Origin of the sequence: Primorskyibacter sedentarius, from assembly GCF_004342065.1 — a bacterium.
In the GTDB taxonomy this organism is placed as follows: Bacteria; Pseudomonadota; Alphaproteobacteria; order Rhodobacterales; family Rhodobacteraceae; genus Primorskyibacter; species Primorskyibacter sedentarius.
The window spans coordinates 58,880-73,963 of record NZ_SLZU01000014.1 but is presented as its reverse complement, the minus strand read 5'-3'; the positions used below and the strand labels follow the sequence as shown (position 1 = coordinate 73,963).

Genomic DNA, 15,084 nt, shown 5'->3' with positions numbered 1-15,084 from the left:
CAACCGACCGTCGGATCAAGCAGCAGCGTGGCGACAAGCTCTGGTCAATGGTGGCGCGCTGGCGCAAACTGCGCAGATATACCCTGTTTGAAGGAACCTGCCATGACCGTGCAAGATTTGCGCCCCAACCTGGACCACTGGCAAGAGCGTGTCGACCTTGCCGCCGCTTTCCGCTGGACTGCGCGGCTGAACATGCACGAGGCTGTGGCCAACCATTTCAGCCTTGCCATTTCCGACGATGGCAGGAAGTTCCTGATGAACCCCAACCAGATGCATTTCTCGCGGGTAAAGGCCAGCGACCTGATCGTGGTTGATGCGGATGATCCCGAAACGCTCAGCGGGCCCAACGCGCCGGACCCCACTGCATGGGGCCTGCATGGCGGTCTGCACCGGCTGTGCCCGCATGCGCGCTGCGCGATGCATGTGCATTCCGTCCATGCGACCGTTCTGGCCTGCCTTGAGGACCCGCGCCTGCCCCCGATCGACCAGAACTGCGCGACCTTCTTCAACCGCCACGCCATCGACACCAACTATGGCGGGCTGGCGTTTGAGGATGAAGGCGCGCGCTGTGCAGAGCTGCTGCGCAACCCCAAGCACAAGGTTCTGGTGATGGGCAATCACGGCGTGATCGTGATTGGCGACACCGTCGCGGACACGTTCAACCGGCTGTTCTATTTCGAGCGCGCAGCAGAGACCTATATCCGCGCGCTCCAGACCGGTCGGCCGCTGAACGTCCTGTCCGACGAGATCGCCGAGAAAACGGCGCGGGAGTTGGAGGAATATCCCGAACAGGATGCGCGGCATCTGGGCGAGCTCAAGGCCATTCTGGACGAAGAAGGCTCCAACTACGCGAACTGAGCGCGCAGGTCAGCGCATGCCGGTTTCGTCCAGCATGCCCTGACGTTTCGCCTCGTGGTAATAGCCCCGGGAATACCATTTGACGGCAGTGTCATAGCTGCCGTTCGACAAAAGCCATGCACCCCGCAGATATTTCACGGCGTATTTCAGATTGGTTTCGGCATCCAGAAGATCCGTATTCTGGCCGCTGAACCCCATGCCCCGCGCGGTTGCGGGCTGGATTTGCATCAAGCCGTAATTGGGGCCATTGCGCACCCACGGGCGATGCGTGCTCTCGCGCACAACCACTTTCTGCACAAGCGGGCGCGGGACGTCGTATCGGTCGGCATATTGGTTGATAAGCTGCCGCAGCTCCGGCGTTTCATTGGGATAAAGCGGCTGCGTCTTGGGCGTGGCGGCAAAGGACATCTGTTCGGAGGGGCCAGACAGATCCGCACAGGCGGGTAGGGAAAGGCACATCATAAGAAGCAAAAGGCTTGGGATGCGTGTCATAGTCAGCTCATGGCTTGTTGATCCCTTTCCGGTTAGCGCGGAAACGACACCCGGCAAAGCGCGCCGTTTCGCCTGCGGCAGCATCATGCCGAAAGCGGTTTGGCATCGGCGCCTTTCAGCCATCGCCCACAGGGGCAAGAGGACGCAGGCCATGGCCCCTGATTGGCCACGACGCCCCTTGCCATTCGGCCTGTACGGCCTCACCTTGCCAGACATGACACGCACTCTTCTTACCATCGGGCACGGTTACAGCGCGCAGGCGCTTGTCCGGCATTTGCGTCGGCAAGGCGGCTGGCGCTTCATCGCCACCACCCGCAGCCCCGAAAAAGCGGCAAAGCTGCAGGACGAAGGGCTGGAGGCGATGATCTGGCCGGGCGAGGATCTGGCAGGCGCATTGGCGCGGGCCACACATGTCCTTTCGTCTGTCTCTGCGGATGCCGATGGCGATCCGGTATTGCGCGCGCTGGCCCCTGCGCTTGCAAAGGAAGCGCCGCGCCTTGAATGGGTCGCCTACCTGTCCACCACCGGCGTCTACGGCGACCATGATGGCGACTGGGTGGACGAAGATACCCCGCTGAACCCGTCGACCCCACGTGGCCGCGGGCGCAAGGAGGCCGAGGCCGCTTGGCAAAGCATTCCCGGCCTGCCGCTGCACATCTTCCGGCTTGCCGGAATTTACGGCCCGGGCCGCGGCCCGTTTGCCAAGGTCCGCGCAGGGACGGCCCGGCGCATCATCAAACCCGGTCAGGTCTTCAGCCGCATCCATGTCGAGGATATCGCGCAGACCCTTGCGGCCTCCATCGCGGCGCCCCGCCCGGGCGGCATCTACAACCTGTGCGACGACGAACCGGCCCCGCCGCAGGATGTGATCGCCCATGCGGCAGAACTGCTGGGCATGAAGGTGCCCGAAGCGATCCCCTTCGACGAGGCGGAACTAAGCGCCATGGCGCGGAGTTTCTATGCTGAATCCAAGCGGGTCCGAAACGACCGCATCAAGACCGAACTGGGCGTGACCCTGCGATACCCGGACTATCGCAGCGGTCTGTCTGCGCTTCTGAAGGAAGAAGACCAGACAGGCTGACAGCGCCAACCGACTGGTAGGCATGGCATGGCTGACACCGCTTCTTCCCACAAGCTAAGCGCATTGCTGGATGCGCTGCGGCCAGAGGAAGAGGCCGAGCATGTCTCTGTAGAAGAGCTGATCCAAAAGATAGGCGAGCGTGCCTTTGCGCCGCTGATGCTTGTGCCCGCGCTGGTACTGGTCTCGCCGCTTTCAGGCATCCCGACATTGCCGACGCTTGGCGGGCTGCTGATCCTGCTGATCGCGGTTCAGGACCTGATCGGTCGCAACCACCTGTGGCTGCCGGGGTTCCTGATGCGTCGACGCCTGCCCGCAGGCAAGCTTCACGGCGCGCTGGATTGGCTGGAAAAACCCGTGGCTTGGGTTGACCGGCACACTGGCGAGCGTCTTCGCATGCTGACACGCAGCCCGCTGCGCCATGTTGCGCTGGTCATCATCATCCTGATTACCGCCGCCTGGCCCCCGCTGGAACTGCTGCCGATGGTTACCAGCATCGGGGCGTTTGCCGTCTCGCTGCTTTGCATCGGGATGGTCACGCGTGATGGGGTGTATATCGCGGCGGGCTATGTCTTTACCGCCGCCGTGGTCACCCTGTCCATCACTTTGTTCAACGCCGGTGTAAGCGCGGGGCAGTAGTGGTCAGGCCCGGCCCGTGCGGATCGCCTCGACCCCCAGAACGTTCAGGACCTTTGCCTCGATATCCGCCGCGCTCAGCTTGGCCACAGCGTACATATCGGCGGGCGAGGCTTGATCGATGAAGATGTCAGGCAGAACCATCGACCGGTATTTCAGCCCGTGGTCAAACACGCCCTCTTCGGCCAGAAGCTGCGCGACATGGCTGCCAAAGCCGCCAACCGCGCCTTCTTCGATGGTGATCAGCGCCTCATGCTCGGCGGCCAGTCGCAGGATCAATTTGCGGTCCAGAGGCTTGGCAAAGCGCGCATCGGCCACGGTGGGGGTAATCCCCCGCGCAGCCAGCGCCTCGCAGGCGGTCAGAACTTCGGACAGGCGCGTGCCAAAGGACAGGATCGCCACGCCTTTGCCTTCGCGGATCATCCGGCCCTTGCCGATTTCCAGCAATTCACCGCGTTCCGGCATCTCGACGCCTGTGCCTTCGCCGCGCGGATAGCGGAACGCAATCGGGCCTTCGTCATGCGCGGCGGCGGTGGCGACCATATGCTTCAGCTCCGCCTCATCCGCGGCAGCCATCACGACGAAACCGGGCAGGTTGGCCAGAAACGCCGTATCATAGCTGCCTGCATGGGTCGCGCCGTCGGCCCCGACCAGCCCAGCCCGGTCAATCGCGAAACGCACTGGCAGGCGCTGGATCGCGACGTCATGCACCACTTGGTCATAGCCGCGCTGCAGGAAGGTCGAATACATCGCGCAGAATGGCCGCAAACCGCCGGCAGCCATCCCGGCCGCAAAGGTCACGCCGTGCTGTTCTGCAATGCCTACGTCGAAGCAACGGCTTGGATAGCGTTCGGCAAACAGATCAAGCCCCGTGCCATCCGGCATCGCCGCCGTGACGGCGCAGATGCGCGTGTCGTCGGCTGCCTCCTGCAACAGCGCCTCGGCGAATACCTTGGTGTAGCTGGGCGCGTTGGAGGGCGTCTTCTTCTGCTGACCGGTGATGACGTCGAACTTCGCCCGCGCATGGCCGCGATCATCCGCGTCCTCGGCAGGGGCATAGCCCTTGCCCTTCTTGGTCAGCACATGGATCAGAATGGGCCCGGTCGCGCGCTGCCGAACGGTGCGCAAGACGGGCAACAACTGGCCCAGATCGTGCCCGTCCAGCGGCCCGATATAGCTGAACCCCAGCTCTTCGAAGAGCGTGCCGCCCAGCGTCATGCCCTTGAGCATTTCCTTGGCGCGCTTGGCCCCTTCGCGGAAAGGTTCCGGCAACAGGCTGACTGCGCCCTTCGCGGCCTGTTTGAAATCCTGAAATGGCGCTTCGGTATAAAGCCGGTTGAGATAGGTGGACATGGCACCAACGGGGGGCGCGATGCTCATCTCGTTATCGTTCAGAATGACGATCAGGCGCTTTTTGAGATGGCCCGCATTGTTCATCGCCTCATAGGCCATGCCCGCGCTCATCGCGCCATCGCCGATCACCGCAATCGCGTCGCCATGGCCGGTGTCACAAGCGCCGCCCAGATCACGCGCCACGGCAAAGCCAAGCGCCGCACTGATCGAGGTAGAGCTATGCGCGGCGCCGAACGGATCGTAAGGGCTTTCGCTGCGCTTGGTGAACCCGGACAACCCGTCCTTCTGGCGCAGCGTTGTCATGCGGTCGCGCCGCCCCGTCAGGATCTTGTGCGGATAGCACTGGTGGCTGACATCCCAGATGATCTTGTCGCGGGGCGCATCAAACACGGCATGCAGGGCCACGGTCAGTTCGACCACCCCCAGCCCGGCCCCCAAATGGCCACCGGTCTGCGAGACCGCTGCGATGGTTTCGGCACGCAGCTCGCTGGCCAGCCGGGTCAGTTCCGGGTCCGAAAGCTGGCGCAGATCGGCCGGCACGTGGACGCGATCCAGCAGCGGTGTTTCGGGTTTCGGCGACATGGCGAGCCTCCGCGGGCTTGTGTCAGTTCTCGCGCGAGATAACGAAACGGGCGGCTTCCCGCAAGCATTCCGCATCGGCGCCGTAAACAGATAGCGCATCACAGGCCTCGGTCACGAGGGTTTCCGCGCGGCGTTTCGCCCCGTCCAGACCCAGATGGCTGACAAAAGTGGCCTTGCCGCGCCCTGCATCCTTGCCCACTGCCTTGCCGACGGTTGCGGCATCGCCTTCAACATCCAGAATGTCATCGGCAATCTGAAAGGCGAGGCCAAGGCATTCGCCGTAAAGGCGCAGCTTGTCGGGCGCGGCACCTGCCATGATTGGGCCAGCCGTGGCCGACCACGTGATCAGCGCGCCGGTCTTTCCGGCCTGAAGGGCGGTCGTGTCTTCAAGGCTCAGCGGCGTCTGCGCCGTCTCTGCGGCGATATCCATCGCCTGCCCGCCGACCATTCCGCGTGCCCCCGCCGCCGTGCCAAGGCCATGGATCAGCGCGACTCGCCGATCCGCTGCACAAGGCGTCTGGGCCGCGAGCTGAAAGGCCAAGGCCTGAAGTGCATCGCCCGCCAGAACGGCGATGGTCTCGTCCCATTTGCGGTGAACGGTGGGTTTGCCGCGCCGCAGATCGTCATCATCCATGCAGGGCAGATCGTCATGCACAAGACTGTAGGCATGCAGCGCCTCAATCGCAGCGGCCGCAGGGGCTGCGTCCTGCCGACCCAACCCATGCAGCCGCGCCCCTTCGATCACCAGGAACGCCCGCAGCGCCTTGCCACCCTCGACCGCATAGCGCATCGCATGGGCCACATCGCTGTCCAGACCTGCAAGCGCGGAGGCGATCTCTGCCTGCGCGAGCTCAGCCGCGCGCGTCAAAGCGGGTTTGAGCGGCAAAAGGGCGGTGTCGGGCATGGATGGTTGCATCGAAGTAAGGCCGCCGGGCATTTACAGCCCTTCGACCGGCGTTGTCCCTGTTGGCTCGCCGTCGGTATTCAGCGTGATGGCGGCGACTTTTTCCTCGGCTTCTTTCAGCTTCGCTTCGCACCGCTTTTTCAGGGCGGCACCGCGCTCGTACAGCTTGATGGAATCCTCAAGTGCCACATCGCCGCGTTCCAGCTTGCCCACGACCTGCTCCAGCTCGGCCATCGCCTGCTCAAAGCTCATCTCGTCCACTGCGGTTTCGCTCATTTGCCTGCCTCCATCAATTCCTCGACATGCGCACGGGTGCTTTGCGCAAGCGCCTCCAGATCATAGCCGCCCTCCAGAGTCGAGACCACCCGACCATCGCAAAGCTCTGCCGCCAATGCGCAAAGCTGCCGGGTCAGCCAGCGGAAATCCCCGGTCTCCCAGTTCAGCGCGGCGAGGGGGTCGTCCTTATGTGCGTCGAACCCTGCGGAAATCACGATCAGCTCTGGCTTGAAGGCGCGAAGACGCGGAAAAACCTGCGCTTTGTAAAGGGCGCGCATCTCCTCGCCGCCCGTATCCGGCGCCAGCGGCAGGTTCAGGACGTTGTCATAGGCGCCCGTTTCATCGGGCCTGCCCGACCCGGGCCAAAGCGGCATCTGCTGGCTGGTGATTGTCAACGCGCGCGCCTCGTCCCACAGCAGGTCCTGCGTGCCATTGCCGTGATGCACGTCGAAATCCACCACAGCCACACGCGACAGCCCGTGATGGTCCAGCGCATGTTTCGCGGCCAAAGCAGCATTGCCGAAAAGGCAAAAACCCATCGCGGTCTCTTTCTCGGCATGGTGGCCGGGGGGGCGCAAAGCGCAGAACGCGTTGGCGACATCGCCCGCCATCACCATGTCGACGGCCCGCACGACCGCACCGGCGCCGCGCCACGCAGCCTCCATCGATCCGGGCGAAAGGAATGTGTCCCCGTCGATCTGCGCAAAGCCAGAGGCAGGCAAGGCCGCGCGAAGCCCCTCGATATAGGACTTGGGATGGATGCGCAGAAGATCGTCCTCTGCCGCCATTGGCGCGGTCACGCGGTGCAGGTCCAGACCTTCCAGCGCGTGCAGGACATGTTCCAGCCGCGCCACACGTTCCGGATGCCCCTCGGGCGTTACATGGTCCAGAAAGGCAGCATGGGTGATCAGGGCCGTTGCCAAGACATCCTCCACTTCTTGTCAGATTTGCGAAACCGCGAAGGTCAGTCAGGGGCGAGCATATATCCCGCGCCGCGCACCGTCTGAAGATAGCGCGGCTGTTTCGGGTCGACCTCGATCTTTCGGCGCAGGCGGGTGATCTGAACATCCACGGCGCGTTCCTGGCTTTGGTCACGGTCGCGGCCCAGATCCTCGACCAGCTTTGCGCGGCTCACCGGTTCGCCCGGACAGGCCGAAAAGATCCGCATCAACTGTGCCTCGGTCGCGGTCAGCCGGACAAGGTCTTCGCCCCGCCACATCTCTCCGCGCTCTATGTCATACCGCACCGGCCCAAGCGTCAAGAGCTTCGGCACAGAGGCATCGCTTTCGGGTTCCGGCATCCGCCGCAGGATCGCATTGATGCGCAGCAGCAGTTCCTTTGGCTCAAAAGGCTTGGCAAGGTAGTCATCCGCGCCGGCCTCCAGCCCGGCGATCCGATCATCCGTATCCGCCTTGGCGGTCAGGAGAAGGATCGGCGTCTGCGAGGTCTTGCGCAGGTCGCGGGTCAGGCTGATGCCGTCCTCTCCGGGCATCATGACATCCAGCACGATCAGGTCGAATTCCAACCCTGACAGAACCCGCCGCGCATGCGCCGCGTCCCGTGCCGACGTCACAAGAAAGCCGTGGCGGATCAAAAATTTCTGCAACAGGCCGCGTATGCGTTCGTCATCATCGACAATCAGCAGATGCGCATCTGGTTCGCTCATGCACGTCCCTCCCTCAGCGCAACGTAGTTGCGCCGCATCTCACTGTCCATCATCGCTTCGAGGACCTGACGGAAACCTGCGACGGCGTCGGGTCCGGCCTCGCGGTAAGCCGCCCGCATACGCGCGCGCTGCGCGTCGGACAGTTTCTGCTCCAGCTCCCTGCCCTGTTCGGTCAGATAAAGATGCCGCTCGCGCTTGTCCGCGCGTCCCACCCGGCTTTCGATCAGCCCGTCGGCGATCAGGGTGCGCAGAACCCGGTTCAGCGACTGTTTGGTCACGCCAAGGATATTGAGAAGGTTGTTCACGGTCGTCCCCGGTGCACAATTGACGAAGTGAATCGCCCTGTGGTGCGCACGCCCGTAGGACATGCCTTGCAGGATGCGGTCGGGATCGGCGGTAAACCCCCGATATGCAAAGAACATCGCCTCAATGCCCTGCCGAAGCTGTTCATCGGTCAGATAAAGGAGCGCCTCCCCCCCGTGACCGCCCATATTACGTAAATCCGCCATGTCTACTCTCCGATCTGCAGAGTGCTGCGCCATCGTCGTGATTTTAAGTCAGCCTTGTTGACATTCCAAGGGCCAACTGGTACCGAAACTGAGTTTATGCGCAATATTATGACCAGTTCGGCCATATCTAGCGCAATATTTGCAAACAAACTGGCAGGAGAAAGCCATGGCCGCAACATATGATGATCGTGACGGCAAGATCTGGATGGACGGGAAACTGGTCGATTGGCGCGCAGCAAACGTCCATATCCTGACCCACGGCCTGCATTACGCGTCTTCCGTATTTGAGGGCGAGCGCTGCTACAACGGCAAGATCTTCGAATCCGTCAAACATTCCGAACGGTTGAAGAATTCGGGCAAACTGCTGGATATGGAAATCCCCTATTCGGTCGAAGAGATCGAGAAGGCGAAATATGACGTCCTCAAGGCCAATGGCTGGGATGACGCCTATGTGCGCGTCGTCGCCTGGCGCGGCGCTGGCGAGGATATGGGTGTCGCGTCTTCGCGCAACCCGGTGCGCATGGCCGTCGCGGCATGGGAATGGGGCGCCTATTATGGCGATGCCAAAATGAAGGGCGCGAAGCTCGACATCTCGAAATGGAAACGCCCTTCGCCCGAAACGATTCCCGTCCATGCCAAGGCGGCCGGGCTGTACATGATCTGCACCATGTCCAAACACGCGGCAGAGGCCAAGGGCTGCTCTGACTCGCTGTTCATGGATTACCGTGGCTACGTGGCCGAGGCCACAGGCGCCAATATCTTCTTCGTGAGGGACGGCGAGGTCCACACACCTGATGCCGATTGCTTCCTCAACGGCATCACGCGGCAAACGGTGATCCGGCTGCTGAAGGAGCGCAACGTCACGGTGCATGAGCGCCGTATCGCGCCCGAAGAGCTGGAAGGATTCGAGCAGTGCTGGCTGACCGGCACCGCCGCCGAGGTCACCCCCGTCGGTCAGATCGGTGACTACACGTTCGAAGTCGGACAGATGGCGCGCGACATCTCTGAAAGCTACGAGAAGCTGGTGCGGAGCTGACTCCGCGCCGGGCCACGACCCGGCGCCTCTGTCATCCCTCCTGGCTGGTTAGAAAAAGGGCGGGGCCTTCCGGCACCCGCCCTTATCCATTCCCCAAACTGCGTCGATGGATCTCAGCCCGGGCTCATACCACGAAGCCGTTCAGACCGCCGCCGCAGCATCTCCACAACCGTCAGCAGGCAGACAGAAATCACCACAAGGATCGTCGCCACGGCAAGGATCGTCGGCGAGATCTGTTCCCTCAAACCGATGAACATCTGCCAGGGCAACGTCTTCTGGCTGGCTGAACCGACAAACAGGACCACCACAACCTCGTCGAAAGAGGTGATGAAGGCGAAAAGCCCTCCCGAGATCACGCCCGGCAGGATCAGCGGCATCTGCACGCGGAAGAACGTCGTGACAGGATCGGCCCCCATATTGGCCGCCGCCCGTGTCAGCGAGTTGTCAAAGCCGACCAGCGTCGCCGTCACCGTGATAATGACAAACGGGATTCCCAGCGCGGCATGGGCAAGCACGACACCCAGATACGTGCCCTGAAGCCCGATCCGCGAATAAAAGAAATACATCCCGGCCGCCGAGATGATCAGCGGCACGATCATCGGCGAGATCAGGATTGCCATGATCGCGCGGCGGAACGGCACATGCGGCTGGCTCAGCCCGATTGCCGCAAGCGTGCCAAACCCCACCGACAGGATCGTCGCCATCGGTGCGATCGTGACCGAATTCCAAAGCGACTGCTGCCATGCATCGCTTGTGAAGAAATCCCGGTAATGTTTCAGGCTGTAGCCATCGGGGTCAAATCGCAGCATTTCCGGCGTGAAGGTAAAGAAGTCCTCGGCGTTGAAGCTGAGAGGCATCACCACCAGAATTGGCGTGATCAGGAATATGAAGATCGCCCCGCAGATCACCCGGAACGCGAAATGCCACAAAACCTGCCCGGATGTGAGGTAAGGCGCCACTTTCGCGCGGTATCGTCCCTCGAACAGCCAATAGGCGAACCATCCGGTGAACCAGCCAAAGGCAGCCCCCACCACCGCGCCCGGGATGCCGCCGAGCGAAAAGCCCAACACCGCAAAGGCGACGATCAGCCCCCAGCGCACCGGCTTTTCCGGCAGATCCATCTTCATGATGGCAACGGCGATCACTGCCAGCAGCGCGCCTCCAATCAGGAAGCCCAGCAAAGTCGATCCGTTCGCCGTGCCGATGAAGATGCCAAAGAACGCCCCGGCAGCCGCCATGACAGGCGCCACGAAGGAGATCGGTTTACGTGAAATCGGTGTGAGTGCGACCATGTTTGCTTACCCCAGCTTCACGTTGTCGATGCCGACAATCTTGTCATAGGCCCAGTAGAGGATCAGCACGACCGCCAGAAGGATCGCGCCAAGCGCAGCCGCCAGCCCCCAGTTGAGCGAGGAGGAGATGTGATATGCGATCCGGTTGGAGATGAACGTACCAGTGGTGCCACCGACGATCTCCGGCGTGATGTAGTAACCGATCGCAAGGATGAACACGAGGATCGACCCCGCGCCGATGCCCGGCACCGACTGTGGGAAATACACCCGCCAGAACGCTGTCCAGTTGGTGGCCCCCAGTGATTTCGCGGCCCGCAGATAGGTTTGCGGGATCGTCTGCATCACCGAATAAAGCGGCAGGATCATGAAGGGCAGCAGAATGTGGGTCATCGCCACGATCGTGCCGAACTGATTGTTGATCATGACCAACCGGTCACCGTCACCAACCAGCCCCAGCCAGACAAGGACGTCGTTGATCACACCCTGCTGTTGCAGCATCACCTTCCAGGCCGAGGTTCGCACCAGAAGCGAAGTCCAGAATGGCAGCAACACAAGGATCATCAGAAGGTTTGCGGTGCGCGCAGGCAGATTGGCCAGAATCCATGCAACGGGATAGCCCAACATGATGCAACTGATGGTGATGACCAGCGACATGAACATCGTGCGCTTGAACAGCAGGCCGTAGATCCGTTGATCCTCGTCGCGCAGCGCCGGACCATCTGGGGTCTTCTTCATGTCGACGGAGTTCAGGAAATAACCAGACGTGTATTTCGGCGAGTAGGTCTTGATCGTCTGCCAGATCGGCGTGTCCACCCAATCCTCGTCAATTTCCGCGAAACCGTCCGTGAACGAGATTGACTCGAAATCCTGCGCGGCAGACGCGGCCTCCTGAAGCAGGTCCGCATTCGGACCGCTATAGGCAGAGACATCGGCGCCGCTCGTCAGATCCTGCCAAAGCGCGGCGTAGACAAGAGACCACGGATCTTCGCTTGCCGGGTTATCGCCGTCATCGACGCGGACGAAATTTGCAAAACTGCTGTAGCTCTCTGCGGTCTTGGGCAAAAGCTCCGCGATACCGTCACGCAGTTCCAACGCAGGGGCCAGCTTTCCGGATGACTTGCCCCAGCTGTTAGCCTCACTCAGCCAGGCATCCGATCCCATCACCTGCGCCCAGGTTTCGCCGTCCTTCCAGGCCTTGTTGAGATCTTCGAACTGGTCCTGATAAACCTCTCCGATATCATCAAGCCCGCGCCCTGACTTACGAAAGAGCGACGAGGCACCCGTCAGTTCATAGTTCAGGCGCGAACCAAGCCGCGTGTGCAGCTTCCGTTCGGCGGCGATGAAAATATCGTAATAGGCCGCTTCGTAGATTTGCTCGGATGGCAGCTCGCCCGAAGTGCTGTCCCAATCTTTCAGGGCCACGACAGTCCGAGGCAGCGTATCGCTGACAATCTGGTTTTCGACAGAACGGAACAACATGTCCGCGATTGGCGCGATAAACGTCAGAAGGACAAAGAGAAGCAAGGGCGCGATCAGCATCAATGCACGCAACTTCTGCCTGCGCAACGCGCGGCCCAGGCTGCGCTTCAACGGGGTGCCGTCGGCAGCAAGCACCGGACCGGTATCGGCGCTCTCCATCAGTCGGAGCCCGTCATCCGGTGTCGGCGCTTCGCTTGCGTTGCTCATATCGTCCCCGTTGTTTTTTGTTCTTAAAGGTCAAAACGAATGGCGCGGAAGAGGCCGACAGGCGGCCCCTTCCCGTTTCAAAACCGGCTTATTGAGCCAGCCACGCCTGGAACTTCGCGTCGATATCGTCGCGATAGTCAGCCCAGAACTCGTAGTTGTAGAGGAACGTGTTCTGCGCGTTGTTGGGATCGGTCGGCATATGCGGCGCCATGTCGATACCCAGATCGGCGTGCTGACCGACCAGCGGTGCAGAGGACGCACGTGCCGGACCGTACGAGATGTACTTGGCCTGATCGGCAAGGCGCTGCGTGTCGGTCGCGAACTTCACGAAATCCTTGACGCGGGCGAGTGCGGCGTCGTCCAGACCCGTCGGAATAATCCAGCCGTCAAGGTCAAAGACCTGCGCGTCCCACATCATGGCGACCGGCTGATCCTGCTCTTCAATCACCGAAAACAGGCGACCGTTATAAGTAGAGCCGATGAAGATTTCGCCATCTGCCAGAAGCTGCGGCGTATCGGCCCCGGCGGACCACCAGATCACTTCGTCCTTGATCGTTTCCAGCTTGGCCAGCGCCTGGTCCTGACCTTCGTCGGTTTCCAGAACGTCATAAACGTCTTCCTTGGCCACACCGTCGCAGAGCAAAGCCCATTCCATGTTGTTGATGGGGCGCTTTTCCAGCGCGCGCTTGCCCGGATATGTCTCCAGGTCGAACACGTCGCAGATCTGGCTGGGCGCATCTACGCCTTCGGGCACCATGTCGGTGCGATAGCCGAATGTGGTCGAATAAACGATCTGCGGGATAAAGCAGTCGCTGACCAGCAAGTCGCCGAAGTCGTCCTCGGCGGAGGTGCCGTCAGGCGCTGCGGCCAGGTCCTCTTCGGGATCGATCTCCATCGCCAGACCTTCGTCACACAGGCGGATGGCATCGGACGCCACAACGTCGACCAGATCCCAGGTCACGTTGCCGGCTTCGTTCATTGCGCGCAGCTTTGCCACGGCTTCGTTGGAGCTTTCGTCCCAAACAACCGCAACATCGGGGTGCATTTCCATATAGGGCTCGGAATATGCCTTCTGCTGCGACGCCTGATAGGCACCGCCCCAGGACACAAGCGTCATCTCGCTGGACATGTGGCTTTCGGCCCAAGCCGCGCCGGCAGCAACGGTCAGCGCCGAAGTTGCCAGAAGGGTTTTCGTCAGTTTCATTCAAATCTCCCAGTTTGCCCAATTCGTACAGGGGGTCACGTGCTTCGGGCAGTAGCCGGACCCGGACCTGCTGGAGACGTCAACATGACGCCCCCCGCGATTCTCAGTCTCAGTTCGCGTCGAGCGCGCGGCAGTCTTCTGGCTGCCAGCCAATCTCGACGATCTCTCCCGGCTTCAGGCGAACCTGATCAGGAGCGTTTCGTGTCTTGATGATGAAGTCGTTGTTCCCGGCGACTTTCAGGCGGGTTCGGAAGATATCACCCATGTAGATGAATTCCTGCACCTCTGCCTTCAGAGTATGGGACCCTTCTGCCAGCCGGTCGACATTGAACTCCACCCGTTCGGGACGGATCGATACGCGGGTCCGTTCGCCCGGCTGCGAGACATTGACCGGCTTGGCGTCGATCAGCCCGCCATCGTCCAGTTCTACCAAGGCGACACCGTTGGCTATCTCCTTGATCGTGCCATCAAGCGTGTTGTTCTCGCCGATGAACTGCGCGACGAAACTGTTTTCCGGTGCCTCGTAAAGCACATCTGGCGGGGCCAGCTGCTGAATGCGGCCATCGTTGAATACAGCGACGCGGTCCGACATGGTCAGCGCCTCGGTCTGGTCGTGGGTCACATAGACAACGGTGATGCCTAGATTGTCGGCGATGCGCTTGATCTCGAACTGCATGTGCTCGCGCAGCTGCTTGTCCAGCGCGCCCAGCGGTTCATCCATCAAGACGAGCTCTGCCTCAAATACCAGCGCGCGGGCGAGCGCGATCCGCTGCTGCTGGCCACCAGAGAGCTGCGCAGGGCGCCGCCCGCCGAATTCGCCCATCTGGACCATTTCCAGCGCGCGCTTGACCTTCTTCTCACGCTCGGATTTGCCGATCTTGCGCACTTCCAGCGGGAAGGACAGGTTCTCGGCCACCGTCATGTGCGGGAAAAGCGCGTAGTTCTGGAAAACCATGCCGATGCCGCGCTTGTGTGGCGGGATATTGTTGATCGCAACCCCGTCCAGACGGATGTCGCCATGGGTGGCCGTCTCAAACCCGGCCAGCATCATCAGGCAGGTGGTCTTGCCGGATCCAGACGGTCCAAGCATCGTTAGGAATTCGCCCTTTGGCAGGGCCAGGTTCAGATCTTTAACGACAAGCGTTTCGCCGTCATAGCTTTTCTGCACGCGTTCAAATTCGACGAACGCCTCGCTGTTCGCTGTATCAGCCAAGCTAGGCTCCCTGTGTGTTTCCGCGGGTTTTCCCGTTTTCATTGTCCCAACTAAAACGGCTAAGGCGCTTGTTTGCAACCGCTTTGGTTTCAATTGTGGCTAAGCATGTGTCCACCATAGGCAAAACGACTCAAAAACCATGCCCTTCGCGGTGAAATGCGGCACAGGAGGAAGAAACTTCCGCCGCGGCAATCCGATCGCAGACTCCAATTCCCCCGAGAATCACCCTCATCGTTCAATTTTTGGACCCGGAATGCTCAATTCGATGTCGAATGCATCCGTCTTACGCGCGCAATTGC

15 protein-coding genes are annotated in these 15,084 nt (G+C 61.3%); 4 read left to right on the top strand and 11 right to left on the bottom strand.

The window, feature by feature from the left end; genetic code table 11:
* The first annotated feature begins 102 nt into the window (after positions 1–102).
* Positions 103–858 carry a class II aldolase and adducin N-terminal domain-containing protein gene (locus EDD52_RS16935; protein ID WP_132247148.1) on the top strand — a complete coding sequence of 252 codons (756 nt, stop codon included), beginning with the start codon at positions 103–105 and terminating at the stop codon, positions 856–858.
* A 9-nt stretch (positions 859–867) separates the two neighbouring features.
* Here the strand turns inward: EDD52_RS16935 and EDD52_RS16930 are convergent, their stop codons facing one another.
* Positions 868–1,350, bottom strand: coding sequence for a lytic transglycosylase domain-containing protein (locus tag EDD52_RS16930; protein WP_132247146.1), 483 nt, complete (start codon positions 1,348–1,350; stop codon positions 868–870).
* A 214-nt stretch (positions 1,351–1,564) separates the two neighbouring features.
* Here EDD52_RS16930 and EDD52_RS16925 point away from each other — a divergent pair, with 214 nt between their 5' ends.
* Both EDD52_RS16925 and EDD52_RS16920 read left to right on the top strand, forming a co-directional pair.
* Entirely contained in the window at positions 1,565–2,431 is an 867-nt protein-coding gene (locus EDD52_RS16925; RefSeq protein WP_132247216.1) for an SDR family oxidoreductase, read from the top strand.
* Between the two features lie 27 nt (positions 2,432–2,458).
* The gene (locus EDD52_RS16920; protein ID WP_132247144.1) at positions 2,459–3,067 is read left to right on the top strand and encodes an exopolysaccharide biosynthesis protein; all 609 of its coding nucleotides are present in this window, start codon (positions 2,459–2,461) and stop codon (positions 3,065–3,067) included.
* Between the two features lie 3 nt (positions 3,068–3,070).
* On the opposite strand, the gene dxs is transcribed toward EDD52_RS16920, so the two are convergent.
* From dxs to EDD52_RS16890, 6 genes are read right to left on the bottom strand one after another with little or no spacing between them, the layout of a single operon-like run.
* Positions 3,071–4,999, bottom strand: coding sequence for a 1-deoxy-D-xylulose-5-phosphate synthase (dxs, locus tag EDD52_RS16915; RefSeq protein WP_132247142.1), 1,929 nt, complete (start codon positions 4,997–4,999; stop codon positions 3,071–3,073).
* A 22-nt stretch (positions 5,000–5,021) separates the two neighbouring features.
* Positions 5,022–5,903 (bottom strand): polyprenyl synthetase family protein, encoded by an 882-nt coding sequence (locus EDD52_RS16910; protein WP_132247140.1) that lies wholly within the window; start codon positions 5,901–5,903, stop codon positions 5,022–5,024.
* Between the two features lie 33 nt (positions 5,904–5,936).
* Entirely contained in the window at positions 5,937–6,179 is a 243-nt protein-coding gene (locus EDD52_RS16905; RefSeq protein WP_132247138.1) for an exodeoxyribonuclease VII small subunit, read from the bottom strand.
* Positions 6,176–7,102, bottom strand: coding sequence for a histone deacetylase family protein (locus EDD52_RS16900; protein ID WP_132247136.1), 927 nt, complete (start codon positions 7,100–7,102; stop codon positions 6,176–6,178). Before EDD52_RS16900 ends, EDD52_RS16905 begins: the two co-directional genes overlap by 4 nt.
* 41 nt (positions 7,103–7,143) lie before the next feature.
* The gene (locus EDD52_RS16895; RefSeq protein WP_132247134.1) at positions 7,144–7,845 is read right to left on the bottom strand and encodes a response regulator; all 702 of its coding nucleotides are present in this window, start codon (positions 7,843–7,845) and stop codon (positions 7,144–7,146) included.
* Positions 7,842–8,354: a MarR family winged helix-turn-helix transcriptional regulator gene (locus EDD52_RS16890; RefSeq protein WP_132247132.1), complete on the bottom strand. Its 513-nt coding sequence runs from the start codon at positions 8,352–8,354 to the stop codon at positions 7,842–7,844. Before EDD52_RS16890 ends, EDD52_RS16895 begins: the two co-directional genes overlap by 4 nt.
* A 166-nt stretch (positions 8,355–8,520) precedes the next feature.
* Here EDD52_RS16890 and EDD52_RS16885 point away from each other — a divergent pair, with 166 nt between their 5' ends.
* Entirely contained in the window at positions 8,521–9,390 is an 870-nt protein-coding gene (locus EDD52_RS16885) for a branched-chain amino acid aminotransferase (RefSeq protein ID WP_132247130.1), read from the top strand.
* 113 nt (positions 9,391–9,503) lie between these two features.
* Here EDD52_RS16885 and EDD52_RS16880 read toward each other — a convergent pair whose 3' ends face one another.
* The 4 genes from EDD52_RS16880 to EDD52_RS16865 form a co-directional block, all read right to left on the bottom strand.
* Complete coding sequence (locus tag EDD52_RS16880) at positions 9,504–10,682, bottom strand: ABC transporter permease (protein WP_132247128.1); 1,179 nt, start codon at positions 10,680–10,682, stop codon at positions 9,504–9,506.
* 6 nt (positions 10,683–10,688) lie between these two features.
* Positions 10,689–12,368 (bottom strand): ABC transporter permease, encoded by a 1,680-nt coding sequence (locus EDD52_RS16875; protein WP_132247126.1) that lies wholly within the window; start codon positions 12,366–12,368, stop codon positions 10,689–10,691.
* Positions 12,369–12,456: 88 nt separating this feature from the next.
* Positions 12,457–13,572: an extracellular solute-binding protein gene (locus EDD52_RS16870; RefSeq protein WP_132247124.1), complete on the bottom strand. Its 1,116-nt coding sequence runs from the start codon at positions 13,570–13,572 to the stop codon at positions 12,457–12,459.
* A gap of 109 nt (positions 13,573–13,681) precedes the next feature.
* On the bottom strand, positions 13,682–14,785 hold the full coding sequence (locus tag EDD52_RS16865; protein WP_132247122.1) for an ABC transporter ATP-binding protein: 1,104 nt from the start codon (positions 14,783–14,785) through the stop codon (positions 13,682–13,684).
* Between the last annotated feature and the right edge of the window lie 299 nt (positions 14,786–15,084).